Source organism: Nocardia sp. NPDC127579, assembly GCF_042672005.1.
Lineage (GTDB): Bacteria > Actinomycetota > Actinomycetes > Mycobacteriales > Mycobacteriaceae > Nocardia.
This window is the reverse complement of sequence record NZ_JBHXVZ010000010.1, coordinates 160,752-186,271: the sequence shown is the minus strand read 5'-3', so window position 1 is coordinate 186,271 and position 25,520 is coordinate 160,752. Positions and strand designations below refer to the sequence as shown.

Annotated in this window: 22 protein-coding genes and 1 pseudogene; 15 read left to right on the top strand and 8 right to left on the bottom strand. The window is 66.1% G+C overall.

Annotated features, from left to right (window positions below; translation table 11 throughout):
- Positions 1–21: 21 nt before the first annotated feature.
- The 3 genes from ACFVMC_RS28945 to ACFVMC_RS28935 all read right to left on the bottom strand — a co-directional run bounded on the left by ACFVMC_RS28945 (position 22) and on the right by ACFVMC_RS28935 (position 1,989).
- Positions 22–474, bottom strand: a complete 453-nt coding sequence (locus tag ACFVMC_RS28945) for a MerR family transcriptional regulator (RefSeq protein ID WP_379215452.1) — start codon at positions 472–474, stop codon at positions 22–24.
- A gap of 113 nt (positions 475–587) precedes the next feature.
- The gene (locus ACFVMC_RS28940) at positions 588–1,559 is read right to left on the bottom strand and encodes an alpha/beta hydrolase (protein WP_379215450.1); all 972 of its coding nucleotides are present in this window, start codon (positions 1,557–1,559) and stop codon (positions 588–590) included.
- 205 nt (positions 1,560–1,764) lie between these two features.
- Positions 1,765–1,989: a hypothetical protein gene (locus tag ACFVMC_RS28935; RefSeq protein ID WP_379215448.1), complete on the bottom strand. Its 225-nt coding sequence runs from the start codon at positions 1,987–1,989 to the stop codon at positions 1,765–1,767.
- 85 nt (positions 1,990–2,074) lie between these two features.
- Between ACFVMC_RS28935 and ACFVMC_RS28930 the strand changes: the two genes are divergently transcribed.
- Positions 2,075–2,317 carry a hypothetical protein gene (locus ACFVMC_RS28930; RefSeq protein WP_379215446.1) on the top strand — a complete coding sequence of 81 codons (243 nt, stop codon included), beginning with the start codon at positions 2,075–2,077 and terminating at the stop codon, positions 2,315–2,317.
- A 329-nt stretch (positions 2,318–2,646) separates the two neighbouring features.
- Here the strand turns inward: ACFVMC_RS28930 and ACFVMC_RS28925 are convergent, their stop codons facing one another.
- On the bottom strand, positions 2,647–3,471 hold the full coding sequence (locus tag ACFVMC_RS28925; RefSeq protein ID WP_379215444.1) for an SMI1/KNR4 family protein: 825 nt from the start codon (positions 3,469–3,471) through the stop codon (positions 2,647–2,649).
- 169 nt (positions 3,472–3,640) lie between these two features.
- Between ACFVMC_RS28925 and ACFVMC_RS28920 the strand changes: the two genes are divergently transcribed.
- Together ACFVMC_RS28920 and ACFVMC_RS28915 are read left to right on the top strand one after the other, a co-directional pair.
- A complete protein-coding gene (locus ACFVMC_RS28920; protein WP_379215442.1) occupies positions 3,641–6,535 on the top strand; it encodes a hypothetical protein in 2,895 nt (964 codons plus the stop codon).
- A gap of 323 nt (positions 6,536–6,858) precedes the next feature.
- Positions 6,859–7,308 carry a peptidoglycan-binding protein gene (locus ACFVMC_RS28915; protein WP_379215441.1) on the top strand — a complete coding sequence of 150 codons (450 nt, stop codon included), beginning with the start codon at positions 6,859–6,861 and terminating at the stop codon, positions 7,306–7,308.
- A gap of 72 nt (positions 7,309–7,380) precedes the next feature.
- On the opposite strand, the gene ACFVMC_RS28910 is transcribed toward ACFVMC_RS28915, so the two are convergent.
- Positions 7,381–8,655, bottom strand: coding sequence for an MFS transporter (locus tag ACFVMC_RS28910; RefSeq protein WP_379215439.1), 1,275 nt, complete (start codon positions 8,653–8,655; stop codon positions 7,381–7,383).
- 183 nt (positions 8,656–8,838) lie between these two features.
- Here ACFVMC_RS28910 and ACFVMC_RS28905 point away from each other — a divergent pair, with 183 nt between their 5' ends.
- Both ACFVMC_RS28905 and ACFVMC_RS28900 read left to right on the top strand, forming a co-directional pair.
- Positions 8,839–9,111: a hypothetical protein gene (locus ACFVMC_RS28905; protein WP_379215437.1), complete on the top strand. Its 273-nt coding sequence runs from the start codon at positions 8,839–8,841 to the stop codon at positions 9,109–9,111.
- Between the two features lie 13 nt (positions 9,112–9,124).
- Positions 9,125–10,120 (top strand): aKG-HExxH-type peptide beta-hydroxylase, encoded by a 996-nt coding sequence (locus ACFVMC_RS28900; protein WP_379215435.1) that lies wholly within the window; start codon positions 9,125–9,127, stop codon positions 10,118–10,120.
- Between the two features lie 33 nt (positions 10,121–10,153).
- Here the strand turns inward: ACFVMC_RS28900 and ACFVMC_RS28895 are convergent, their stop codons facing one another.
- A complete protein-coding gene (locus tag ACFVMC_RS28895; protein ID WP_379215433.1) occupies positions 10,154–11,083 on the bottom strand; it encodes an oxidoreductase in 930 nt (309 codons plus the stop codon).
- A 228-nt stretch (positions 11,084–11,311) separates the two neighbouring features.
- Positions 11,312–12,862 carry an ATP-binding protein gene (locus ACFVMC_RS28890; RefSeq protein WP_379215431.1) on the bottom strand — a complete coding sequence of 517 codons (1,551 nt, stop codon included), beginning with the start codon at positions 12,860–12,862 and terminating at the stop codon, positions 11,312–11,314.
- A gap of 475 nt (positions 12,863–13,337) precedes the next feature.
- Here ACFVMC_RS28890 and ACFVMC_RS28885 point away from each other — a divergent pair, with 475 nt between their 5' ends.
- From ACFVMC_RS28885 to ACFVMC_RS28870, 4 genes and pseudogenes are all read left to right on the top strand, one after another.
- Entirely contained in the window at positions 13,338–14,114 is a 777-nt protein-coding gene (locus ACFVMC_RS28885; protein WP_379215429.1) for an SDR family oxidoreductase, read from the top strand.
- Between the two features lie 104 nt (positions 14,115–14,218).
- A pseudogene (locus tag ACFVMC_RS28880) lies at positions 14,219–14,947 on the top strand (cytochrome P450); the annotation flags it as partial.
- Between the two features lie 100 nt (positions 14,948–15,047).
- Positions 15,048–15,587, top strand: a complete 540-nt coding sequence (locus ACFVMC_RS28875; protein WP_379215427.1) for a cytochrome P450 — start codon at positions 15,048–15,050, stop codon at positions 15,585–15,587.
- 421 nt (positions 15,588–16,008) lie between these two features.
- Complete coding sequence (locus tag ACFVMC_RS28870) at positions 16,009–18,696, top strand: WD40 repeat domain-containing protein (protein WP_379215425.1); 2,688 nt, start codon at positions 16,009–16,011, stop codon at positions 18,694–18,696.
- A 298-nt stretch (positions 18,697–18,994) separates the two neighbouring features.
- Here the strand turns inward: ACFVMC_RS28870 and ACFVMC_RS28865 are convergent, their stop codons facing one another.
- Complete coding sequence (locus ACFVMC_RS28865; protein WP_379215424.1) at positions 18,995–19,417, bottom strand: peptidoglycan-binding protein; 423 nt, start codon at positions 19,415–19,417, stop codon at positions 18,995–18,997.
- Positions 19,418–19,752: 335 nt separating this feature from the next.
- Here ACFVMC_RS28865 and ACFVMC_RS28860 point away from each other — a divergent pair, with 335 nt between their 5' ends.
- The 6 genes from ACFVMC_RS28860 to ACFVMC_RS28835 all read left to right on the top strand — a co-directional run bounded on the left by ACFVMC_RS28860 (position 19,753) and on the right by ACFVMC_RS28835 (position 25,498).
- Positions 19,753–20,439, top strand: coding sequence for a GntR family transcriptional regulator (locus tag ACFVMC_RS28860; RefSeq protein WP_379215422.1), 687 nt, complete (start codon positions 19,753–19,755; stop codon positions 20,437–20,439).
- Between the two features lie 75 nt (positions 20,440–20,514).
- The gene (locus ACFVMC_RS28855) at positions 20,515–21,972 is read left to right on the top strand and encodes an aldehyde dehydrogenase family protein (protein WP_379215420.1); all 1,458 of its coding nucleotides are present in this window, start codon (positions 20,515–20,517) and stop codon (positions 21,970–21,972) included.
- Complete coding sequence (locus ACFVMC_RS28850; RefSeq protein WP_379215419.1) at positions 21,972–22,844, top strand: hypothetical protein; 873 nt, start codon at positions 21,972–21,974, stop codon at positions 22,842–22,844. The genes ACFVMC_RS28855 and ACFVMC_RS28850 overlap by 1 nt, the downstream gene beginning before the upstream one ends.
- 32 nt (positions 22,845–22,876) lie before the next feature.
- The gene (locus ACFVMC_RS28845; RefSeq protein WP_379215417.1) at positions 22,877–23,065 is read left to right on the top strand and encodes a 4-oxalocrotonate tautomerase family protein; all 189 of its coding nucleotides are present in this window, start codon (positions 22,877–22,879) and stop codon (positions 23,063–23,065) included.
- 37 nt (positions 23,066–23,102) lie between these two features.
- Complete coding sequence (locus ACFVMC_RS28840) at positions 23,103–24,698, top strand: L-lactate permease (RefSeq protein ID WP_379215415.1); 1,596 nt, start codon at positions 23,103–23,105, stop codon at positions 24,696–24,698.
- 17 nt (positions 24,699–24,715) lie between these two features.
- Positions 24,716–25,498: an SDR family NAD(P)-dependent oxidoreductase gene (locus ACFVMC_RS28835; protein ID WP_379215413.1), complete on the top strand. Its 783-nt coding sequence runs from the start codon at positions 24,716–24,718 to the stop codon at positions 25,496–25,498.
- Positions 25,499–25,520: the final 22 nt, after the last annotated feature.

Genomic DNA, 25,520 nt, shown 5'->3' with positions numbered 1-25,520 from the left:
ACCTCCTGAATTGTCCTGTGACTATGCGTGTTCGGCTTGGGTTGCGTGCAACGCGCGAACGGTCCGCCAATCGGTGAGCGGCTCACCTTCGTAGAGTTCGATCTTGCGATCGAGAACGACCACGGTCTCCTGGAGTTCCGCGATGCGGTCCAGTACGTCCTCGCGGGTGCGGCGCAGCATCTCGAGCCGATGCGGATAGGTGGCAGCGCCCGCCCGGACCAGTTCCGCGTAGCGGACCATGTCGGCCACCGACATGCCGGTCCGCCGCAGCGTCCCGATCAGCGACAGCCAGTCCAGATCTCGATCACTGAACCGCCGCTGCCCGGCATGATCCCGGCCGATGTAGTCCATCAACCCGACCCGCTCGTACCAGCGCAGCGTGTCCCGGGACAGGCCCGACCGCTCCGACACCTCACCGATCGAATAGCGGGGCCGCTCGTAATTCGCCTCGTCGTCGACAACTGTCACGATCACTGTTGGCGCTCCTTTCGTCGAACGCCGTCGACGCTAGTGAGCTGGAGAGCACTCCAAGCAAGACCGCGACCGGACAACTTCTCGAATGGGACGCAGCCCGGTCACCGGCAAGGTCATCGAATTTCGAGCGCGGTCGCGATGGTCGGCCAGGACCGTGCCAATTCGTCGGCCCAGTACGGCCAGGAGTGGGTTCCGGTGGCTCGCAGATTGACTGTCGCCGGAATACCCAGCCGGGCAAGCCGATCCACCAGGGCCAGCGTGCAGGTGAAGGCGCCGGCTTCCAGTGGACCGCCGACCGTGATCGCGTCCGGGAGGTCGGTGCGCCCCGCCAGGTCGTGTTCGCCGGGGATTCCAGTGCCGCTGGACAGGTAGATCGCGGTGCCGCGCAACGCTTCCGCATGTGCGATGACATCATGGGCGAGCCAGTCCGGGTCACCCGGCGGGCCGAACATATTGTCGGGATTGCCGCCGTAGCTGGCCACGATCCCGCGCGCGTGGGCCTGTCCGGCGCCGCGCGCAATGGTGTAGCAGCTGCTGTGCGCCGCGACGGCCGCATACCGCCCCGGGTTCCGGAACGCGAGCATCATCGCCGCCTCCGCCCCCATCGAGACACCCTGAATCGCGTTGCGCCCGTTACCCTCGAACGCCTCCTCGATCAGCGGCGGCAGCTCACGGGTAAGGAAGGTCTCCCATTTGTTGACGCCGAGCACCGGATCACGTCGTTGCCAATCGGTATAGAGATTGGCCGGACCACCCGTGGTCAGCACCACAGTGACGTCCTTCGAGGCGAAGAACTCCACCGCACCGGCGTGCAACGTCCAACTGCTCTCGTGTTCCGGAGCCCCCCGGCCGTCGAGCAGATACACCGTCGGCCGCGGCTTGCCGCGGTCGGCCGGCAGCAGCACCTGTACCTGCACGACACGTTTCATCGCGGGTGAACGCACGAAGACCCGCAGCCAGCGGTCGGTGATGGGCTCGATCCGGTCGATCATCGACCGCACCGGCCGATCCAAACCCTCCGAGGGGCCCTGATATCCGGAGGATCCCGTGTCGGGCGGTGCGGCTACGGCCGGTACGGATGTCATTCCGACCGTCACGGCGGTCAACACAGCGGATGTGACCAACTCGGCGAGGCACCGCCGCCCACGAGTACGGCGGACAACCCGGTAATTCTGTTTCACACTCGAACCCAATTTGCCGTACGGGAACCGATATCGGACCACTGATCGGCTCGCTCACCCTCGACAGTAACGCTCGAGCTAACCCCAGGTCTGCCTGGTGGAACGACATTTACAGCGATTTTAGAGTCGCGGTCCCGAGCCGTTCCGGGGGTTCGCCGGGTATGGCGCGCAAGCGGCGGACAGGTGAGCGAAGCATCGGCACGGCAGCCAGCAGACCACCCGCGGCGGCCAGCATCAGCACCGTGCGCGGCCCGATCGATCCGGCCAGCGCACCACCGAGCAGAGCGCCGATCGGAATGGCACCCCAGTTGATGACCCGGAAAGTCGCCGTCATTCGGCCACGCAACTCCGGCCAGCACCGCACCGAGACCGGCCGGTGAAAGCCTCAGCTCACGAACGCAATACAACACCAGTACCGCTTGACCGATGCCACCGATCCCGAACAGATTGCCCAAGCCGCCCGCCAGCGCCACCGGGCGCAGCAGCGGGTCGGCGAAGACAGTCCGCAACCCCATGGCGATCTCGCCGGTCACGGCGGTGCCGCCGCGCGGCGGTGGAGCGGGCTCCCGCTGCTGGATCGACAGCAACGTCAGCCCGGAGATCGCGAAACTCGCCGCGTCGGCCAGGATCGCGAACGGCGCGGTGGCCCACTGCACCAGTAGCCCGCCGAGACCGGGCCCGGCCAGTTCGCCTGTAGTGCGCGACAACTGCATTCTGGTGTTCGCCCCCCACCAGGTTATGGATCCCGACCAGCGTCGGGAGGTAGGACTGTGCCGCGAGATCGTAGAGGACACCCATCGCGCCGATCGCGACCGCGACCGGAAACAGCAGCCACAATCCCAGCACCCCGCCGGCGGCCGCCAACGGAATCACCAGCAGCACACCACATCGCACCGCGTCGGCGGCGATCATGAGCGGCCGCCGGCGCATCCGGTCGACCCACGCTCCAGCACTCCGCCGATTCGATGGGCGCAGGCGACGACGCAGGCTTCTAGCGCGGGAGGTCCTCGAACCAGTGCCCCCGGGCGTTCTCGGCCGCGATGTGGAACGGGTGGTGTGGATCGGTCATCTGCCGGTACAGGAATTCGGTTGCCGTGCAGTCGAAGCGGGTGCCCTCATCGAGGCTGTCCACCGCGTAGACCGGCCACCGGCCGGGATCGGATCCTTCGGTGATCCAGAAGTATGTCTGCTCGTGCTCGTTTTTCGACCAGGGGATCAACCCGCCCCTGGCCGGGAACGCCGGATATTCCTCGCCGGGCATCAGATCGTCACCGGCGTAGTACTCGGTGTGCCAGATGAGTTCGCCCGTATCGAATACGTCGAAGAACCCGTTGAAACGACCGGCGCAACCGAACGCCTCGACCAACTGCTTGTAGTCGGTCGGCAGCGGCGTGCCGAGCCTCGCCTCGACCGCAGCCCAATCAGGTTGCGGGACAGGCGAGGACGGCCCGTCCGTGATCGCGACCAATCGCTGCACCCAGGACAGCTCCTCGGGCGGCTCGACCGGCTCCGGGATGGTCCGCTGCGCCACCGCGACAACCAGACGCCCCTCGGCGTCCTGGCCGTCGAGCACCGCCCGCATGCCGTGCACCCAGGCTTGGTCCCAGTCATGCTCGTCCGGAACCGCCATGGGCGGCTCGCCCCGCCAGTACGCCTTGACGTACCGGCTGTCGAACGCGTCGTCCACAGCCACACCGTCGTCGGAAACCGACACGCAGGTGTGCCCGCCGGCATGCCCCGGCTGGTCACACGTCAGCGCACCACTCTCGACCTCCATCAGATGAAATACGGCAGCCATCAGCTGTTCACGATCCATGAGCGCAATCCAAACACCAGTCGGCGCACCGGTCCACCACAGCACCTTCGCACCCGGAACATCATCATCACGGGGATGCGGGCACTATCCGGCTGATCGTGGCCGATGTTCCCAGCCGCGGGTACCGGTACCTCTGTGTGGCGCCGTGATCGGCAATTACGATCGCACGGTGGCAGCGAATGCGCGGTTCGACGCGAATTTCATTGCCGGTGCGTTGAACAGCGCACGGCGCCGACTGGACGAGGCGGCGGCCATTCGGGTCGAGGTCAGCCAGCGGCTGATCCTGACCTCGTTCGAGATCACCGCCGACCACCTCGCCCATGGGGAAATCACCGCCGACTCATGGCGGGTAGCGGCGATCGCCACACCCGACACCATCGTTGTCAACGCGGATTCGATGGCGTGGCTCGATCCCGCCTACGAATCGGCAGGCGCGCGATTGGTCGGTAACTGGATGCGCCCTGTACCCGGCTGGGACTGGTGTGGCACAGTGCTCGAGCCGGGATTGCGCTGGCACCGCACCGGACAGTCCCAGAAGTTCCCCTATCTGCTGGACGCACTGCGCCCGGCAACCCTGGTGCGGGCGATCGATCGCCTGCTCGCGGATTTGCGCCGCACCTCGGGGCGCGACGAGCACGGCCGGGCGCTGCGGCGCACCGTCTCGATCGATCCGGATCGGGGTGTGTTGCGCGTCCGGGGCCGCGGTGTCCGTGGCCGGTTCGCACTCGATACCCCGCACGATCCACTCTCGCTGACCATGCGGTGGCGGGACCGAGACCTCACGGTTCACATCGTGTCGACAACCGTCGACGCACAGGCCGTGCGCGCCAAGGTTTTCGACGTCCTCCGGCCCGTCGGATCACATGCCCGAGTGGCAGCTCCGGTAGTGCGCCGACCGCCCAGCGAGCGGGCCGGCGAGCAGGAGTGGATACCGCCGGCCGAATGGCGGCAACACCCGATACCGTTCCGCGGCGACGGCTCGGCGCTCAGCGCGATTCCGCACGCCGCCACGGCGCAGCGAGTGACCGGCAGCCCGGTACCCGCCGTCGGCGAGGCCGTTCCGGCCACCCTCCATTGGAACCTCACCGTGCATCCGCCCGGATCCGTGGTCGAGTCCCCGGCGTTGAGTCCGCTGGGATCGGCGATGTTGCATGCGCTGATCCGCCCCGATCCGTGGATCGGCGATCCCCCCGAGGCGACGGTCGACGATTGGGTGACCGCCTACGGGCTGCCGACCGCGTGCGAGGCGGCGGTCCGCCTACTCGGCCTGCAACCCATCGGGCGCGCCGAGGCCGGCGGGATCGTGATATCCCAGCAGGTGCGGGAGATGTGCGACGACCACCCCGGCATTCTGGCCTGGTTCGGCGTGCTGGACCGGGTCCGCGAACATCTCGCGGTCGCCGAGCACCTCACCTACCGCGACTCGGTGGATCGGCTGGCCGCGATCCGGGCACGATCGAACCACCTCTGGATTCATATCGCGGCCGCCTACCTGATCCCGGAGCGACAGGACTGGGTGGACGCGGTCCTGGCACGCACCCCGGGTCACGGCACCGACCCGAATCCCTATGCCATGCTCGGCAATTCGATCAGTACCCGGGCGCAACTCGACCGGCTGCTCGAGGTGTGCGGCCATCAGGTAGCCGATGCCTGTATGCCCGCGCTGATCGCCCGGCTCGGCCCGGACGCGGCCGTCGCCGTTGCCTGGCTGCTCGACACCTTGCTCGACGATCCGGCAGTGCAACGACCATGGGCCAGACTCACGTGCATCGTGGAGGATCTCGCCGGGCTGCTCGCGCTCATGCCCACCGACGAGGCCTTCGAACTCCTACTGGACCGCATCGACCAGCAACCCGTCCACGACGCGATACACCGCGCGACGGCCAGATTCCCGCACCGAGCGGCGCGATTGCTCGCGCAGCGGCTCGCAGCAAAACCCGATCCGACCCTCGAAACCCTGCTGCGCACGCACCTTCGAACCCACCCCGATCTCACCACCGCAATCGAGCCGATCCAGACGGACCTGGGCATCGGTCTCCCGATCGCCGAAGCCGCCGCGCTGCCGCCGATCCTGGTCGCACCGCCGTGGACCCGACCCCGGCCCCGACGGCAACCGCCGGTACCGGGGCTCGAACGGCGGCGTCCGCTGGCACTGCGCTGGACCCCGGGTGAGCGAGCCGAGTGGGCGGAGTCCACGGACACACTGCCCTATCGGCGCATGCTCGGCACCTTCGAAACGGACGTACTCGACGAGGTGTTCGCCGCGGCATCGAAGCAGCCGATCACGCTCGCCGCGACACTGGCGCCGGTGCACGGCACCGCAGTCACAGAGTTGTTCCTGGACATCGTCGTCCGGACGCGGGCATCGGGGGTGGCTCGAACCTGGTTCCAGCGCCACGCCGACACGGCTGTCCATGATCTGATCCCGATCGCCCTGGGTACCACACGACGCCGGCGACCGGCGGAAACCGTGCTACGGCTGCTCTACGACCGGGGCCATGCCTCGGCCATAGCGGTTACGGCCGCGGAATTCGGTACCGAAGCCGCGGGCGCGGTGCACGCGATTGTCCGAGGCGACCGAACCCTGCTCCTGCCCAAGCGAATTCCACCGGTCCCCGACTGGCTCGACCTCGACCGCCTGCCCCGGATCCGACTATACGATCACTCGGCGGTATTCCCGGATACCGCCGCCTGCACATTGATACGCATGCTGCGGCTATGCGATCCGGACACCGACTATCCCGGTATCCGCACCGCACTCGCCGCCGCCGACCCGGTGTCCCTGGCCGAATTCGGACGCGATCTATTCGACATGTGGCGCAGGAACGACTATCCGGGCTCGCCGTTCTGGCCGGCGCACGCCCAGGCCCTGCTCGGCGACGACGAGACCGCGCGCAGGCTCGGCAAGCTCACCCCCGCATCCACACCGCCGGCGGTGACGCACCGCGTCCTCGAAGCGCTGGCCCGAATGAACACCGAAACCGCACGGCAGCAGATCAGCCGGGTCGTCGTCTCGACCGAATCCGAGCGGATCCGCCGACATGGCGAGCTGCTGCTTCAGTAGGGCCGCATGGCGATACCGGCCCGAGCGCCCGGGTCAACCCGCGCTGCGCCCGAGACGAATCCGGAACCAGCAGCGCCACAATCTCTTTCTCGACGCACGTCTCAGAACTGGGAAACCCGTTGTGGCGCAACGTCGAATAACCGAAACTCATAGACCGAATCTCCACCTGAGAGGCCGCCTTTTACAGGAATTTGATAATTCTTCGAAGACCGTTTCCATTCTCAACAGCGTGTAAAAACCAGTTCGTAACTCGCCCAGAAGTGTTTCGTTCCCCCGAAGCCGGACGATCTAATCATCGGATCCGATCTAACAAATTCGGAGCCATGACCCACGTCGAACGGAGAAACACCATGGGGAAATTACGAACAAGGGCCGCGTTATCCGCCGCTGCTGTCATCCTGGCCGGCGTCGGCACGGGAGTCCTTACCGCCGCACCGGCGAACGCGGCCAGCACCTGTTCCGGCACCTACAAGCACGAAGACCGCAGCGGCCGGATCGCCACCATGCCATCAACCGGCAGCTATGGCTGCATGATGCGCAACGGCGACTCGAGCGATGCAGTGAAGGCCCTGCAGATGGCTCTGCGGCACTGCTACGGTCAAAACATCTCCGTCGATGGCCAGTTCGGCCCCAGAACCGAATCCGCATTGAAATACGCTCAGCGAGAAGCGGGTGCATCCGCCGATGGCATCTACGGCCCCGATACCCGAAGCAAGATCAAGTGGCCTTACTGGGCCGAAGCCGTCCCCACTTGCCACAAGTACGGCGTCTGAGCAGCCGCCCGCGAGTCGCCTACAAGTGTCGACTCGCGGGCGCAACCAAACGTACTGCCCACTGGTGACCGATCAATCAGTCACGAGCACACCAGCAGACTCGGGTGTATCGGCGGGTTGTTGCGGCATCTCGACCAAGGCACGCACCGGGGAGAGTAGCAGGGGCACGGTGGCCAGCAGTGTGCCCGCGGCGGCCACCACGAGCACCGCGCGCAGGCCGATCAGTCCTGCCAGCGTGCCACCGAGCAGTGCACCGATGGGTACGGCACCCCAGTTGACGAAACGCACGGTCGCGTTCATCCGTCCGAGCAGTTCGGGCCGGGTCACCGACTGGCGCAGGCTGACCTGATTGATATTGAACGCGGCAATGCCCATGCCGAGGCAGAGCAGGCCGACCACGATTGTGCCGCCCGCCATGATCACCGACCCCCGTGCCAGCGGCAGGATCGCGATACCGACGCCCACCACGAGAATCGCGCCGACCATGACCGGCCCGACGCCGAAACGGCGCGTCAATCGGCGATTGAACAGCGAGCCGACGAAGAACCCCGCATTGCCGACGGCCAGCACCAAACCGAGCGTGGCCGGCGAAAAATCCAGTTCCCGAACGCAATAGAACACCAGTACGGCCTGCACCATGCCGCTGAGCCCGAACAGGTTGCCCATCGCCCCGGTCAATGCCACGGCCCGCAGCAGCGGGTTGCCGAAGACGGCGCGCAGTCCGGCGCCGATCTCGGCGGACAGCTTGGAGTCGGCAGCGCGCGCCGGCGGCGGTGGCTCCGGCCGGCGAATGAGTAGCAGCGCGAGCGCCGAGATCGCGAAGCTCACCGCGTCGACGAGTATCGCCAGCGGCGCGGTCACCCAGTGCACGAGCAAACCACCGATCCCGGGACCACCGAGTTCGCCCGCGGTACGCGACATCTCGAATTTCGTGTTGCCCTCGATCAGATTCTGTCTTCCGATCAAGGTCGGCAGGTAGGACTGCGCCGCGAGGTCGAAGAACACGCCCATCACGCCTATCACCACGGCGACCGGGAACAGCACCCACAGCCGCAGCAACCCGGCAGCCGCGCTGAGCGGGATGACGAGCAGCGTGACGCAGCGGACCACATCGGTGAGGATCATCACCGGCCGCCGAGGCAGCCGATCGACCCAGGCACCCGCGGGCAGGCCGATGACGAGGAACGGAACATACTGTGCCGCAACGAGTAAGCCGACTTCGAAGGCCGAGGCGCCGAGCAGGCCGATAGCGGTGAGCGGCAGCGCGAGTTCGGTGACCCGATTGCCGAAAATGCTGACGGTCTGCGCGCCCCACAGTTTCAGGAAGTCGGGATTTCGATGCAGCAAGTTGTTCTCCTGACACGGCGCCGTCCGCGGGATTCTAGACATCATCCGGCGGGCTTCTCAGAATTGGGAATCCCTTGTGGCACAAGCTCAAATACTTGCAAACTCGTCGACAACCCCGCGCCGGAGCCGCTCGAGTGTGGTCACAATTCGTATCGCTGGTAATCAGCTTTCTTGGAGGTATATATGAGCACACCATTCGCCGTTCTCCCCGACGCTGACCTGGACACGATCCAGCACTCCGCACAGGCCGGGGTCGTCCGCTTCACCGAGTCGACACTGGACACAATCCAGCATTCGGCCCAAGCGGGATTCGTCCGCTTCTACGGATCGGAACTGGATACCATCCAGACTTCGGCTCAGGCCGGCATCGTCCGCTTCGACGATTCGGCACTGGACACGATCCAGCACTCCGCGCAGGCGGGGATGACGCGTACGACCGAACCGCGCGGTGCGTAGTCCGGAAAGCGCAGTGGAGCCCGAGCCGGGCATTTTCGAGGCACAACCGAGCCCGGCCCGGGCTCATCTGCTGCGCACAAGAGTCAATTCCCTACTCCGCGAAGGTCTTCGCCGATCGATCGCCATCGCCCGATCGGCGATTCCCGACCACGCGGCGGCCGCCGAACCCGTTCTGGACGAGCTCGATATCGATCGCCGGATCGCGCCCGCTGTTTTCAGTCTGCACCGGCAGATCTCCTCGGGCATGCGCGAGCAGGATGTCACCCAGGTGGTCATAGGATTGGCCCGGTTGCGGGCATGCCATGATCGCGGCGAATTGTTCACCGACGAGATCGAAGTGTCGACCCTGCGCTGGGACGTATGCGACCACGAGACCGCGCACTACATCTACAGCTCGACCGGGCCGCGCGGTCCGAACGACGAGCTACCCACCATGCTGCCGGTTCCGGACTTCGAGCAGCACGCCGTCGCCGTCCGCCGCGCACAGGACCTCCTACGAGTTGCGTCCCCGGATATGCACGGTGAGGTAACCGCCCTCGTCTCCAGCATCCGGCTCTACGATCAGCGGCACATCGGCTCGGTCTCCACCCCGCGCAGTTTCGGCCTGATGCACCTGCACCTGCCTACCTCGCCGCCCGAGATCGACGACCCCACCGTGTGTTTCGTCGATCGGATCACCCACGAAACCTCCCACATCGCACTCAACGCGGTCATGACCCAGGACAAGCTGGTACTCAACGACCCGGCCGATCGCTTCCGCTCCCCCTTACGCGCCGACCCGCGCCCGATCGCCGGTATCTACCACGGGACCTTCGTCCTCAGCCGAGTCATTCATGTGCTGAGCCGAGCTCGCGCACACCACGACTCACCTGCGCTGCCCACCATCCTCGAACAATTGACCACCGCTTTCGACGATGCCCACGACACCGTGGCGAAGCACGGACAACTGTCCGAAGCCGGTCAGCAGATCCTGGACTCCTGCCGAGAACTGGTCACCAGAGCTACTTGACGCTCCGCACCTCGGCGGCCGCCACCGGTGAAGTCACGTCGAATACCGAACGCCGGTCAGCGATTCCGACTCCCGCCACAGACGCAGCTGAGCCTCCCGATCCAGGGCCGACGCCCCGGCCGCCACCCGAACAGGAGCTCCTTTGAGCCCGAAAAACCCTGCGGGACCGTAGTATTCACCACCCTGAACAGTAGGATCGACGGCGGCACGGACGGTCGGCAAGGCGCCGGCCGCAGCCGGCTGCTGAAGCAGTCGGCTCACCGGCTTCACCAGCGTGGCATTGTTGAACTGCCGGATCCGCTTGCCCATATTCTCCACGAGGCCGGTCTGCGCCGCGCCCGGATGCGCCGCCACGGCGATGGCCGCGGCTCCAGCCGAGGCCAGACGTCGCTGCAATTCGAAGGTGAACAGCAGGTTCGCGAGCTTGGACTGCGAGTAGGCCACCATGTACCGATATTCGCGGCGCACGTTGTCCAGGTCATCGAATTCGATGGTCGCGCGCTTATGCGTCACGCTGCTGACCGTGACTATGCGCCCTCCGGGCACGGCGGCGATCCGGTCGAGCAGCAGCCCGGTGAATGCGAACGGGCCCAGATGGTTCGTGGCGAAAGTGGTCTCGAAACCGTCTACGGTGCGGCGGTATTCGACACTCGGCGCCCCGGCGTTGTTGACCAGCAAGTCGATTCGGTCGTGGTCGGCCCGCAGCTTCTCGGCGGCCGTGCGCACCGAATCCAGGGATGCCAAATTCAGCCAGACCGTGCGCAATTCCGCGTCCGGGGCGGTGGCTCGGATGCGTTCGGCAGCGGCATCGGCGTTGTTCAGACTGCGACAGGCGAGTACGACGGTCGCGCCACGCTTGGCCAGCATTCGCGCTGTCTGGAATCCCAGGCCGCTATTGGCGCCGGTGACAACAGCCGTACGGCCGGTCAGATCCGGGATGTCAGCGGCGGTCCACGGCGCCATTTCACCCCTCCGGCAACGGCTGCGCGAATCCGCGTTGCCGGAGCAACCTGCCGAAGTAGCTCCGTGCGATATCCAAAGTCGTCTCCTGTGTCGTGCCCCTCCGCGCGATACTAGGTGGCGGACAGCACACTTCCCAGGATTGGAAAGCCGGCCTGCGCGAATTTCATTGCCGGAGTCGAATACACAATCAATCGGTTCCCGCGACCGGCTGAAAGTGTTGTGCCGCAGTCACGCTCGCAAGAGCACCACTGTGCGCCCGGCGGGCGTGGTTGCCTCGGAGAACTCGGTTCGCTCGGTGATCGGCGCGGCGTCGGTACGGCGATCGAAGATGACCAGGACACCGGTAGGCAGGTCGATACGGTCGAGGTAGCGGTCGAGCTGGGCCAAGCCCTCGCCGAGCGGGTCCTTCTGTTTGTCACGCCAGACCTTCAGCTCGAGGGCTTCGCGTTGTTCGGCGCGTCGGCCCTCCGGGTCCGCATATGGCTGGCGAATGAGCAGATCGATGCGCCCACGACCCACGCCGTACTCGCGGTCGATGTAGCCGCCACCATTGACGATGCGATGCAGAAACGCCATCAGCACCAATTGCGGAGCAACCTCGTGATAGCTCTGGTCAGCAGTCAGAACCTCGCCATTCAATTTCCAGAACGCCATGAACTCGGTGAGCAGATGCATGAAGTCGAGGCGGCCATCGGGCAGGCGGAAACCGGCCGGCTCCGAAGTGATGACATGTTCGATACCGCTCCCGAGAACACGCAGGATGACCTCTGCGTAGATCGGGTTGGCGACACGCACCGGGTTGGTCGCCGCGATGAGACCGAGAGCCGCACAGTAGGAAACACCATCATTGAAGCTGAAATCGGCGGCAGGCAGCGCACCGGCGATCAGCGGTTCGATGACCTGTTGCACCCTCGATTCGGTGAGCTTGACGACCAGCGAGTCCAAATGTGTTGCGCGGGCGGCGATCAGGCGTTCCTTGGCCATATCGATATGGTCATCGGTAATCACGGTATCGATCCCCATATTGTCGATGACCTCAACCGCCAGCGCGTTGACCAGCCAGGGCTGGCCTTGCGTGTAGTGGTAGGCCAGATCGACAGCACGTGGATCGAATTCCTGTCCGGTGGCAGCGGTGTGCTGCGCATAGAGTTCAGCGACCTCGGCTCGGGTGAAGTCACCGACGCGCATCGACTCGACCTTGATATTGAACGGACTGGCACTGGCGAGCCTAGTCGGGTCGCCGCCGGAAGCAGCCTTGTAGTCCCGGACATCACGCAAACCGCACAGCGCGACCGAGTGTACGAAACCTCGCCGGTTCGTCGTGTAGCCGTCGCGAAGCTGGCGCAGCACATTCAGCAATGTGGAGCCACTCAGCGAGTCGATCTCGTCGAAGAACAGCACCAGTGGGCGCGGGCACCGCCCAGCCCACTCGGTGAGCGCCTCGACCACCGCGGTGCCGGCCGCTGCGTCCGGCCAGCGTGACGGCGGCAATAACTCCGACGGCAGGTCAGCGGCTTTGGCGGCCGATCGAATCCGTTGCAGGATGACCGGCTCCGCGCTCGCGATGTCATCGCCAAAGGGAGACGCCGCTTCACAGCTGAAATGCAATGCCAGATACGCACCCTCGGCGGTGAGCTGGCGGGCGAGCTCGGCCAGACTGGTGGTCTTGCCGTCTGCCTCGGCGCGTGCACAACAAAGTACTGGCCGCGTTCGATATACCGCCGAGCGTCCCGCAGCCGTCCTGCTGCCGACAGCATGTAGTGCATCTCCGGATCGCATGGCCCGGTGGTGTTGAAGTACTTCACGCCACTCCCCGCTCGTCGTCACGACAGAGCCCGGCGCGGACTCGCGCCACAGCCTACCTTCGACCAGCGTTCCCACTTTCGGGGACAGCCGATACTCGACTTATGCCGAGGGCGAGCGCCTACGCCGCCGGGCTGCTGGGGTCGGGCGAAACCGCCGAGGCGCCCGATCTGCGTCAACTGCTACAAGCCCACGGAATCAGCGAATTCGAGAGCCAGGCCCTCGAAGCGGCACAGAATATCAGCGAAGACAAGCCGAATTCCACCATCGCTTCGAACAACAAACTACGGCGACTACACCGGGCACACGCAGTAGGCCTTGGACTCGGGTGGTTCGATGGGGACTGCGGCGAATAGACCTCAAATAGCTGTAAAATCAATCGGCTCACGGTCCATTCCCAACCGAGGGGATATGTACAGCGCGGGAATTCGGGATCGATTAGTTTCATCCGATGTTGTTGCGTAACAAAGTCGTGGTCGTGTCAGGTGTCGGTCCAGGGCTGGGCCAGTCGATCGCCGTACAGAGTGCCCGTGCCGGGGCAGCGGTGGTGCTCGCCGCGCGAACGGCAAGTCGGCTCGCGGAGGTCTCGAAGGAGATCGCGGAGATCGGCGGGCAGGCATGTGCCGTGCCGACCGATATCGACAGCGACGAATCGGCTGCGCAGCTCGTCGAAACCACGCTCGAGACATTCGGCCGGGTCGATGTTCTGGTGAACAACGCGTTCGCAATGCCACCGATGGCCGATTTGACCGAGGCGGACTTGGACGCGGTCGCGGCCGGGTTTCACACCAATGTCGTTTCGACACTGCGGCTTACCCGACTGTTCACGCCGGCACTAACGGAATCTCATGGCAATGTGGTGATGATCAACTCGTCGGTACTGCGCCATTCACGGCAACCGTTCGGGCCCTACAAGATGACGAAGGCCGCCCTGCTGGCGCTGGCACAGAGCCTGGCCACCGAACTCGGCCCGCGCGGCATCCGCGTGAATTCGGTTGCACCGGGTTACATCTGGGCCGACAGCGTCAAGTTCTATTTCGCCTACCTCGCGCAGGAGCGGGGCGTCTCGCCGGAGCAGATATACGACGAAGTCGCGGCTGGTCTGGATCTCCGCAAGCTGCCCGAACCGGACGAGATCGCCGACGCCGTGCTGTTCCTCGCCTCCGACCTGGCCCGCGCGATCACCGGCGTCTGTCTGGATGTCAACGGCGGCGAGTTCCATCACTGACCACGGCGCCGACGCGATTTCCGTGGATACCCAAGAAGGACAGGTTCGTGAAGAGTTCACTTCCACCGGGACCGAAGCACTCCCCGCTCCGGCAGCTCATCGAGATGGGCGCTCAGCCCTACGGCTTCCTGGACCGCTGCCGCGCCGAATTCGGTGACGTCTTCACCATCCGACCGCTCGGGCTGCCTCCGATGGTGTTCTTCGGCGACCCGGAATCGATTCATTGGATCTTCACCCGCACCCGAGACGTGCTCGCACACCAGAACGATCAGGCGGGATTGTTCATCGGCGACCGTTCGGTTCTGTTCCTCGATGGCGAGGCACACCGCCTGGAACGGCGACTGCTGACGCCACCGTTTCACGGCGACCGGATGCGCGCTTTCGGCGACATCATGCGCGACGCCGCCCTCCAGGTCGGCGACGACTGGGCCGATGGCACCGCGGTGGAGATTCGCCCGCATCTGCAACGTGTCACCTTCGACGTCATCTGCCGGTGCCTTTTCGGTGACGCGGACGGCCCCCGGCTCGCACAGTTGCGAAACGCCGTCGAGAACTTCGTCGAAGCGGCCTGGACCCCCGGCCTTTTCGTGGCATCCAGCATTGTTCCGCCGCAGCGGATCCGCCGGTACTTCGACCGCCGGAGCGCGGCACCACACTCGGGCCCGCTGGCCGCGATCGCCGATCGTCTGCTTCCCCACCGTCGGCTCGCCCGGCATCGCACCGAGATCAGGCGGGCGTTGTACGAGGAGATCGCAACCCGGCGCGCGGATTCCGCCGAGCCCGGCCGCGATGTACTGTCCCTGCTGATGTCTGCCCGTGACCAGGACGGGGCCGCGCTGGATGATCGAGCACTCCACGACGAGATCCTCACCTTGCTGATCGCCGGGCGACGAAACCACAGCCACCACCCTGGCGTGGGGCTTGCACCATCTGATGTGTGCCCCGGCGGTCGGCGAACGGCTCTATCAGGAATTGCTGGCCGCTTTTCCCGACGGCCGGGTCCAGACAGAACGGATCCAGCATCTCGAGTATCTCCAGGCGGTGGTGAACGAGATCCTGCGAGTAACCCCGATCGCGCTGGCGGTGCCGCGGCGGCTGAATCAATCCGCGCAGCTCGCCGGGTACGACCTGCCGTCGGGCACAGTGGTCGCTGCCAGCGCCTACCTCGCCCACCGCAGCGCGCGAAACTGGTCCGCCCCCAACGACTTCGATCCCGAACGCTTCCTCGCCGAGCACCCCTCGTCGTTCACGTTCCTGCCGTTCGGCGGCGGTACGCGCCGCTGCCTGGGTGCGGCATTTGCCCGTTATCAGATCGCCATCGTGCTGGCGCAGCTGTGGTCGAACTGGCGGCTCGAGTCGGTGGCCGGATTCCAGGTGCGGCCGATCATGCGCGGGATCACTGTTTCTCCGCCGCCCCGAATGCCCGCACGTACCCATCGCCGGGTAGAGCGCCGGGTTGCGAGTACAACCTGAGCCGGGCCCGAATACGGCCATGAGTGCGCCCCGGTGAACCGCAGATTCGCGTTCGCCGGAATCCCCAGCGGCGCTATCCGTTCGACGAATTCCGCTCGTCGAATCCAGTTCGCCGCCTGCCTTTTACAACCGCTCGAGACACCGAAACTCCGCCGGCGAAGAATGTGATGGTGAATTGCCCATGACAGACGGTCTTGTGTCCCAGATACTCCGATCCGGCGTGCGATGGGCCGATCTGCCGCCGGCGGCCGTGGCGCTGCTGGGTACCCGACACCGACTGGCCGGCCGGTCCGAGCCGGAACAAGCCCTCCTCCAGGCCCTGGCCATGGCGCGGTTCGCCGGCAGCATCCCGGGTCGTACATCGCGGGGGCCCCTGCGCCTTCGCTGGGCGCGGCTGCGGCGCGATCAACCACACCTGACAATGGATGAACTTCCGGCGCCGGTACGGCAACTGACGACCGTGCGGCTGGCCGACAACCGGGTGCTGCTGGCCGGGGCAAGCGCCGACGCTGTCCGGTTGTGGGATCCGTGGAACAGCGATTTCGCCGCACGGGCGATCATGCTGGACGAGCCGATCGCGTCCATGACGGTTGTGCCCTGGCCGGACGGGCGCACCGTGCTCGCCGTCGCCGGAGGGAACACCGTGACGTTCTGGGATCCGGCGTCAGCGGATTCCGCGGCCGAGCCGCTTGTCTTCGACCATGAGATCGGCGGCCTGGCCACGGTGTCCCTGCCCACGCCACGCACCGTGCTCGCGGTCGCGAATGGGTCGAAATGGGGTCTGGTCCAGCTGATCGTCCCGGATACCGGTGCCTGCGTCGCCGAGCCGGTGCAGCGAGGATACGGGGTGACCGCGGTGGCGGCGGTCCGGCAGCACGGGCGCATCCTGCTGGCCTGCCGGGAAAGGAATGAGCGAGTGTCCCCACTGTGCGACCCGATGACCGGGCAAGCGGTGAGCACCGCGGTGTGGGAGGACATCGACACGGTGGAGGTGCCGGGACCCGGCGGTGCCAATCTGCTGGCCCGCCCCCTCCACAATGCACGACACGTGATCCTCCTTTCCGATGCCCACACCGGTGCACGTGCCGGAGTCCTGAGCGGGCATCTGTCCGATGTGACAGCGCTGGCTACGCTGCCGCTGCCGGACGGACGAGTTCTGCTCGCGTCCGCTGCTGCCGATTCGACAGTGCGCCTATGGGATCCGGGCTCCGGATACTCCACCCACCCCGATTCCAGGTTCGCCGGCTTTCCCCCTGCCGCAGGCCGATTGGTATCGGCTCCCCTCGGTGGCGGCACAGTGGTGGCGGTCGGCACACGAACCGCGAGGGCGGTTCATCTCTACGACGGCGACACCGGCGCTGACGTGGGCCAGCTGCCGGGGGGCACCGAGGAGATCACCCCGCAGACGGTGGTACCGATCGCCGACGGCCGCACACTCGTCGGCACCGGCCACCAGGACTATGCGATGCGGCTGTGGGATCCGGCGACCGCGCAGGTGATCTACCGAGTACCGCCGCGGCACGGCACTGTCTCGGTGATGGCCACGGCGCCACTTCCGAACGGACGCACCGTGCTCGCCACCGGCCATCGCCATCCGATTGTCTGGGATGACCTCGACACCTCGACCGTGCGGCAACTTCCGGCCAGCGGCACCACCGGCATCATGGGCGCCATGACCGCTGTGCCGCTCCCGGACGGCGGCTCCCTGCTCGCGGCCAGCGTGGGATGGAAGAAAATGACGAACACCCGGATTGCACGATGGGATCCGGTCACCGGTGACTACCTCGGAGACCTCCACGGTTACGGGAGCAGCCTGGTGCACGCACTGACACCTGTACCGGACGGGAACGGCCGATACCTGCTGGCCGCCGGCGACGATCGTGGCTTCCTGCGCATCTGGGAACCGGTCTCCGGGAAGTTGCTCGTCGGCCCCTTCACCGGCGGAACCCGCCGCGTGTCCGCGCTGGCCGGGATCCGGCTACCGGACGGACGCGGCGTGCTGGCCTGCGCCAGCAATGCTCATCGCATTCGCCTGTGGGACACCGCGGGTCACGCCGCCGGGAAACCGCTGTCCGGTCACGGCGCCCCGGTGGGGGCGCTGGCGGCGCTGCCGGATGGACTCCTGGCCAGCTGGGGCGAGGACCGCACGCTCCGTCTCTGGGACGTCGCCTCCGGAACTCAGGTCGGCGCGCCGGTGGCCACCGGCGCCAGCGCGGTCACAGCGCTCGCCTCGATCGAGGACCGGCGCGTGGTCAGCGGCGCAGCCGACGGGACGGTCCAGATCTGGGACCTGGCGACCGGCTCGGCGGTGGGTGCTCCGCTGCGAGGTCACACCGGCTCGATCACCACGATCGCGTCGATGCCGGGCACGGCGGGTGCGACTCGGATCGTCAGCGGCGACCGCTGGGGCATGATCTGGGAATGGGATCCCGCCACCGGCGCCGGCCACCGGCGCACAGGTGATCTCGGCGCCTCGCCCACTGCCGTTCCCGCTCCGGGAGGAGCACTGATCGCGTCCATCCAGCTCTCGGCGATCCAGCTCTGGGATCCCGCCACCGGTAAGTCGGCGAGAACGATATCCGCTCGGCTCGCCCATGACTCCCTGATGGTCGCGCTGGCCGGGCCCTCGGGCCGACCGTTGCTCGCCTGTGGCTCCGGCCATGCGAACGCGAGCCCGCAGGCGTTCGTCTACGACGCCACCACGGGTGCGCGATGCCCCGGCGTCTTCTCCGTTCCGCGCGATCACATCACCCAGCTCGCCGCCGTCCCCGGCCCCGACGGCCACGACCTGCTGGCCTGTGGCGGGCGCGCGGGCGCGATCCAGCTGTGGGATCCCGTCTCCGGCACAGCAGTCGGCGAACCACTGATCGGCCACGGTTCGCTCAGCGCGCTGGCAGCGCCGCGCCTCTTCGGCACGACCGTGCTCGCATCGGCGGGCACCCGGCGATACGGCGAGCTCGACGACGCACTTCGCCTGTGGAACATCACGACCGGCGCGTGCCTGCTCGCACTCGATCTCGACATGTCGATCCTCGCGCTGGCGGCCTGGGGCAACCGGCTGGCCGTGCACTGCGACAACGGAATCTTCGTGGTGGAATTCGCGGGCTGACGAACTTGCGTTGGCGACTGCTCAGCAGTACGGCCGTATGGGAATATCGCCCTGTTCCGCCAATGCCTCCAGCTCCCTGAGATCTTCCTGCTCGACGAAGCCTATATAGATGCCCCCGCACACCCAGAAGCCGATCAATCCGTAACCGACAGCCGGCACCGCGATCAACCGACGCCTGGGGTCTCGTTGTTGCAGTGCGGCTCGTCCGCACCGGCGACTACACCGCGTTGTAGCCCGAACGCACGGCGACCTGCGAAATACTGGATTTCGCAGGTCGCGGGACATCCGTTACTGCCGGCTAGCGGCCGTAACGATGGCACTGCACGTCGGTGCCGTTGGACTTGAAGTAGGCCCATTTCAACTTCCCGAAGGTTTCGGGACCGAAGATTCCGTCCGCGCCGGCGCCGGCCTCGCGCTGCGCGTGGATCAAGGCGGCCTTCGTCCTGGGGCCGAACTGCCCGTCACGAGAAACGTTCTGGCCGTAGCATTTCCACAATGTCGACTGGAGGGCCTTGACGGCATCGCCCGAGTTACCCTCGCGCAGGGTGCAATTGCCGGTGGGCGCCGGCACTCGTCCGACCAGCGCGCCTCCGTCCCGCTCGGACCTGACGCTGTAGTCACAAGTCCTTCCGGACGCATTCGCCGGTGCGGCGGTCACCATGCCCAAACCGGTACCGATAAGCACGGTGGCGATAACGGTCCCGGCCGCCTTGATACGCATGCTCTCCATTGCAGCCATCTCTCCATTCATTCGCCCTCACATGACGAGTTGGACAGTAATATGGAGATATTCGCCGAATCCAGTTCGCCGACATGCTTTTACATCTGTTTGATATGTTTCGAACGCCTGAATATTTTCGCGGATGGGATTCATCGAAAATCGGGAGGCGTTGCGCCTCAACACGAATCGACGATAACCGGGTTGGATACACCGCGAATATCCCGATATCCGTCGCCGCGCCGCGGGCACCTGTTCGGCGAACTGCGGCGACGGCGAACGCCTGTGTCCAGGCTTGTACACTATGACCGCAGCCTCACCCCTCCGGAGGGATGTCCATGTCGAACGCAGCTCGAGTTACCCGCCCGACCGGGCGTCCCCCGATCGGAACCGGGCGTTCCCTCAGCGATCAGGCCTACGAACGAGTCAAAGCGTTGATCCTGGACGGCACGTTCCGGCCGAACCAGAAGCTCACCGAAGACGATCTGGCGGGCGATCTGGAGATCAGCCGGACCCCGATCCGAACCGCCCTGCTGCGATTGGTCGATCAGGGTCTGGTCCGCCGCGCAAAACACGGCTGGGTGGTGCACGAGCCGACACCGGCGGAGGTGCAGGACATCTACGAGGTGCGCTGTGCGCTCGAAGGAATGGCGACCGGACTCGCCGCCGTGCGCGCGAGCGCGCAACAGCTCACCGATATCGCGGCCCTGTACGACCGGCCGATGGACGAGCTGCTCGATCTTCCGTCGAGCGTGCTCGGCGAGATGAATCGCGAGTTCCACGAGGCGATCGTCACCGCCTGCGGCAACCAGCGTCTGATCGCCGACTGGCGGCGCAGCCGGGAATTCAATATCACCTACGGCATGGCGCGCTCGTTCACGCGCGAGGAACTCGCCATGTGCATTCGCGGCCACTGGGCCATCGTCGAGGCCCTGCGCGCCCGCGATCAGGTCGTCGCCGAGGAGTCCGCGCGTCGTCACGTCCTCGAGGTGCAAGGCACAGCTCTGCCCAAACTGACGGCCTAGCATCGACCTGAATCCCGTGAATCCGCAGGTAGATTCAGCTTCCAAAATTGGATACTAAGTTGTACGCTACGTTGCATGCCGACCACAGCACGTTTTCAGGCACACAACCCATACGACGGAACGCCGGGGCCTTGGCACCCCGAGAGCGCACCCGAGGCGATCGCCGAGGCGACCCGGAACGCGAGCAAGGCCTTCCGCGCATGGCGCGGGACGGACCCCACCGGACTACTTCTCGAAATCGCGACCCGTCTCGCCGCCGTCGGCGACGAGCTGATCGACACGGCGGACGGCGAGACCGGAATCGGACCGGACCGCCTGGCCGGCGAGCTGGATCGCACTGTCTACCAATTGCGTTCCTATGCCGAGCAGGCGAGCGAATATCTGGACACGGTGCGGGACAAGCCGAGGGGAACCACCCCGGATCTCCGCAGGACGAACATCCCCGTCGGCCCGGTGGCCATCTTCACCGCCAGCAACTTCCCGTTCGCCTTCGGTGTCGCGGGTACCGATACCGCGGCCGCTCTCGCCGTCGGCTGCCCGGTCGTCGTCAAAGGCCACCCGCTGCATCCCGCCACCAATGCACTCACCGCGCGATTGATCACCGAGGCGGTCGCCGCTGTCGGCGCCCCCGCCGGGGTCTTCGCGCTGGTGCAGGGCAAAACCATCGAAACCGGTGCCGCGCTGGTCACCGCGCCCGAAGTCGCGGCAGTCGCGTTCACCGGCTCCTTCGGCGGCGGGCGCGCGCTGCACGAACTGGCGGCCGCCCGCCCGCGCCCGATTCCGGTGTATGCCGAGATGGGCAGCCTGAACCCCGTATACCTCTCTCCCGCAACGGTTTCCAGCCTTCGTGACCAGACCGTCGCGGACTTCGTGACCTCGGCCACCGCGCTCAACGGCCAGTTGTGCACCAATCCCGGGCTGGTCTTCGTCCCCACCGGCGCCGATGGTGATCAGTGGATCGCCGAAGTGGTGGCGCGGATGAGCACCATCGAACCCGCGACCATGTTGTCGGAGGGCATGCGCACCGCACTGTCACGAGCCATCGCCACGGTGAAACAACTGCCCGATGTCCGAATTCGCCTGGAAGGACGGAGCGGCAAGGGCTTTCGGCAGTCTCCTACCGTGGTGGAAACCGACGTTCCCGGGTTCCTGGCCGGCGCGGTGCTGCGCGAGGAACACTTCGGCCCCTTCACCGCACTTGTGCGCTACCACGATACTTCTGAACTACTCACCGCCGCCGAGGCGCTGGAGCCGGCACTCACCGCCACCATCCACGCGCTGCCGTCCGAATCCGATTGGACCGCAGCCGTGTGCCGCCATGCCGAATTGTCCTCCGGGCGAGTGATTTTCGATGGCTGGCCCACCGGCGTCGCGGTCTCCGCCGCACAGCACCACGGCGGCCCCTGGCCGGCGACCAGCTCCGCCGCGCACACCTCGGTCGGCCCCGCGGCCGTGCGCCGCTTTCTGCGCCCGCTCGCCTACCAGAACGCCCCTACCGATCAGTTACCCCCGTACCTCGGAGATCCGCAGTAATGCCATTCGCACAAGAAGCCGCCGACGCCGCCCTCGGCTCGATCCTCGTACCCGAGCTGCCGGCACTGCGCACGCCACATCCAGAGGTGGAACGAATCCTCGCCGAGGTGCCCGATTTTCTCGGTGTCCCCTTCGTCAGCCCGATCTTCCAGGCCCTGGCACACTATCCGGATCATTTGACCGCACTGTGGCTTCCGACGCGCGGACTGCTCACGCGGCCCGGCTTCGGTGAACAGGTACGGGCGGTCCTGGCCGGTCTGCCCGCACCCGATGCTGCCGGCATCGATTGGGCCGACGTGGGTGATATCCCGGCCATCACCGGCTACACCGAGACCTTCGCCTGGCCTTTACCCAAACTGCTCACCCTGGTAACCATCTGGTACGGTGCGGTCCTCGGCGAACCCGAGGCATCGTCCGCGCCGAGCTTTCCCGAGGGCGCGCCGCTGGGAGTCCACCCCGGTGCCAGAAACCTCCCGATACCGACCGAGCCGCCGACACCCGATCTTGCCTCTGTATTCGCGGAGATCCGTGCGGAACACGAGCTTCCGCGGGTGCTCAGCTACTATCGGGCGCTCGGGCACTGGCCCGAATTCCTGCCCGCCGCATGGGAACGTCTGCGCCCCATCGCAACGGGCGACATGTACGCGAGCATTCGGAACTCCGCGCTGCGCACCGCCGAGCAACTGGCCGCCGATTTCCCGTTGCGCATCCCCGCGATGCCGGGTGATGCCGACGTCCGAGCCATCCTCGCCATATTCCGAAGCCGGATGATCCCGGCACTGCTCCTCGACACCGCATTGATCAAGGGGTTGCTGGTGGATCGAGAAGCTATGGCCACCAGCGCTATTCACCCAGACGGCACCTGCGCGTAGTCCCCTTCCCACTCACCGACAGGCGGTCCCCAATGCCCAACATCACCGTCGAAATACTCCCTGGCCGCACCGACGAACAGATTCGCGAATTCACCACCGTGGTCACCGACGCCGTCGTCGAGATCCTGAATACCGAACGCGGCCGGGTTCGCGTCCAGTTCACCGAAATACCGCCGAACCGCCTCGCCCTGGGCGGAACCTTGATCGCCGACCAGGCGTGATCAGTCTCTGATTCCCTTCACCGTCGAAGGACGCTCCATGTACGTTCAAACCTTTGATCCGCTCGGCAATCTCGGCTGGTCCGCACTGCTCGCCGCGCTCCCCCTGCTCACCCTGTTCGTCCTGCTCGGCATCGTTCGGGCCAAAGCCCAGTGGGCCGGCCTCGCCGCCCTGGGCGTCTCCCTGGTGATCGCCGTCGCGGCCTATCACATGCCGATCGGACAGGCTTTCAGTGCGGCCGGATACGGCGCCGCATTCAGTTTCCTGAACGTACTGTGGATCGTCGCCAACGCGCTGTGGATCTTCAAACTCACCGAGGCCAGCGGACACTTCATGGTGTTGCGGCGTTCCTTCGCCTCGATCAGCCCGGACTTGCGGGTACAGACTCTATTGGTAGCCTTCGCCTTCGGCGCGCTGCTCGAGGCACTGGCCGGCGCGGGCACCCCCGTCGCGATCAGCGCGCTCATGCTCATCTCACTGGGCATGAAACCGATGCGCGCCGCGATAGCAGCGCTGGTCGCCAATACCGCGCCGGTGGCATTTGGCGCCCTGGCGGTCCCGGTGGTGACCCTGGCCAAGGTAACCTCCCTGGACTTCGAAGAGCTGGGTGCGATCATCGGCCGGCAGACCTCACTGGTCGCGGCCTTCGTCCCGCTGGTCCTGGTGTTCATCGTCGACGGCCGACACGGCTTGAAACAGACTTGGGCGCATGCGCTGGTGGCCGGAATCGCCTTCGGGCTGGGGCAATTCGTGTCCTCCAACTACGTCTCGGTCGAACTCGCCGATATCGTCTCCGCGCTCTGCTGCGCACTCGCACTGGTCGTGATGCAGCGCGTCCGCCCTATTCGGCAGCCCTTCGTGGCCGAGACCGATTCCGGCGACGAGGCGAAGCAGGACAGTCGCGGGCAGGTCTTCCTGGCCTACGCGCCCTATCTGATCGTGATCGCCATGTTCGTCGTGGTGCAGATCCCGGCGATCAAATCGGCTCTGAACCGAACCGCGATCACCTTCGCCTGGCCCGGCCTGTCCTACAGCTCGCCGTCCGGCAAACTCGCGAATACCGCGTTCACCTTCAATTTCGTACCGTCCACGGGAACACTGCTGCTCGTCGCCGGGGTGCTGACAGCGGCCCTGTTGCGCATCACCGCGGTCGATGCGGCCCGCATCTGGGGCAGCACAGTCCATCAATTGCGCTGGACCATCGTCACCGTATTGGCCGTTCTCGCACTGGCTTTCGTGATGAACTACTCCGGACAGACCGGAACTCTGGGCACCAGCCTGGCCCAGCTCGGCTCGCTGTTCGCCTTCGTCTCGCCGATCATCGGCTGGATCGGTGTGGCGATCACCGGCTCCGACAACTCCGCCAACGCGCTGTTCGGCGCGGTACAGACCACGGCGGCACAGCAGACCGGCCTGTCACCCGAGCTCATGGCGGCGGCCAACTCCTCCGGCGGCGTGGTCGGAAAGATGCTGTCACCGCAGAGCTTGGCCATCGCGGCCGCGGTGGTGGGTCTAGCGGGCAGAGAAGGCGATATCTTCCGGAAGGTGCTGGGCTACAGCCTCGGCCTGCTGCTGGTCCTGTGCGTGCTCGTCTATCTCCAGTCCACACCGGTCCTGTCCTGGATGCTTCCCTGAATCACCGAGGAGTAATGATGAACCTGTTCGACCTGACCGACCGGGTCAGCATCGTGTTCGGGGCCGGCTCCGGCATCGGCGCGGCCAGCGCGCAGGCGCTGGCCACGCTCGGCTCACACGTACTGTGCGCGGACTTCGACGCCGATGCCGCTGAGCGCACCGCCGACGACATTCGCGCCGCCGGCGGTTCGGCGACCGCCCACGGCGCGGATCTGACCAGCCGCGCGGACGTGGATCGTGTTGTCGCCGCGGCGATTACCGAACACGGCCGCCTGGATGTGGGAGTCACGACCCCCGGCATCAATATCCGCAAGCGCCTGTTCGACTACACCGAGGACGACTTCGACCGCGTCATCGCACTCAATCTCAAAGGCACCCTGTTCTTCCTGCAAGCGGCCGGCCGGGTGATGGCCGAACAGGGGTCGGGCAGTCTCGTCGCCTGCTCGTCCATGCGGGCGACCATGGTCGAACCGGGCCTCGGCGTCTACGGCGGCACCAAAGCCGCCATCGTGCAGATGGTCCGCAGCCTCGCCGCCGAGATCGGCCCCGCCGGAGTACGCGTCAACGCTATCGCCCCCGGCGTGATCGACACCCCGCTCACCCGCCCGATCAAGGACGACACCGCACGCTATGAATCCTATGCCGCCCACACGGTTTTCAACCGCTGGGGCACCGCGGAGGAAGTCGCCGGGGCGGTCGCGTTCCTGGCCTGCGACGCGTCCACGTATGTGTCAGGAGCCAATCTCGCGGTGGATGGCGGATGGACCGCCATCGACGGGCGGTCCGAGGGATTCCGGTAGGCGAGCGCGCCGGACGCATCCG

Coding starts and splice junctions, on each gene's coding strand:
- ACFVMC_RS28940 (WP_379215450.1), bottom strand. CDS start 1,559: ATGACATCCGTACCGGCCGTAGCCGCACCGCCCGACACGGGATCCTCC.
- ACFVMC_RS28935 (WP_379215448.1), bottom strand. CDS start 1,989: ATGACGGCGACTTTCCGGGTCATCAACTGGGGTGCCATTCCGATCGGC.
- ACFVMC_RS28925 (WP_379215444.1), bottom strand. CDS start 3,471: ATGGATCGTGAACAGCTGATGGCTGCCGTATTTCATCTGATGGAGGTC.
- ACFVMC_RS28915 (WP_379215441.1), top strand. CDS start 6,859: ATGACCCACGTCGAACGGAGAAACACCATGGGGAAATTACGAACAAGG.
- ACFVMC_RS28905 (WP_379215437.1), top strand. CDS start 8,839: ATGAGCACACCATTCGCCGTTCTCCCCGACGCTGACCTGGACACGATC.
- ACFVMC_RS28895 (WP_379215433.1), bottom strand. CDS start 11,083: ATGGCGCCGTGGACCGCCGCTGACATCCCGGATCTGACCGGCCGTACG.
- ACFVMC_RS28890 (WP_379215431.1), bottom strand. CDS start 12,862: ATGCGATCCGGAGATGCACTACATGCTGTCGGCAGCAGGACGGCTGCG.
- ACFVMC_RS28885 (WP_379215429.1), top strand. CDS start 13,338: ATGTTGTTGCGTAACAAAGTCGTGGTCGTGTCAGGTGTCGGTCCAGGG.
- ACFVMC_RS28875 (WP_379215427.1), top strand. CDS start 15,048: ATGTGTGCCCCGGCGGTCGGCGAACGGCTCTATCAGGAATTGCTGGCC.
- ACFVMC_RS28870 (WP_379215425.1), top strand. CDS start 16,009: ATGGATGAACTTCCGGCGCCGGTACGGCAACTGACGACCGTGCGGCTG.
- ACFVMC_RS28865 (WP_379215424.1), bottom strand. CDS start 19,417: ATGCGTATCAAGGCGGCCGGGACCGTTATCGCCACCGTGCTTATCGGT.
- ACFVMC_RS28860 (WP_379215422.1), top strand. CDS start 19,753: ATGTCGAACGCAGCTCGAGTTACCCGCCCGACCGGGCGTCCCCCGATC.
- ACFVMC_RS28855 (WP_379215420.1), top strand. CDS start 20,515: ATGCCGACCACAGCACGTTTTCAGGCACACAACCCATACGACGGAACG.
- ACFVMC_RS28850 (WP_379215419.1), top strand. CDS start 21,972: ATGCCATTCGCACAAGAAGCCGCCGACGCCGCCCTCGGCTCGATCCTC.
- ACFVMC_RS28845 (WP_379215417.1), top strand. CDS start 22,877: ATGCCCAACATCACCGTCGAAATACTCCCTGGCCGCACCGACGAACAG.
- ACFVMC_RS28840 (WP_379215415.1), top strand. CDS start 23,103: ATGTACGTTCAAACCTTTGATCCGCTCGGCAATCTCGGCTGGTCCGCA.
- ACFVMC_RS28835 (WP_379215413.1), top strand. CDS start 24,716: ATGAACCTGTTCGACCTGACCGACCGGGTCAGCATCGTGTTCGGGGCC.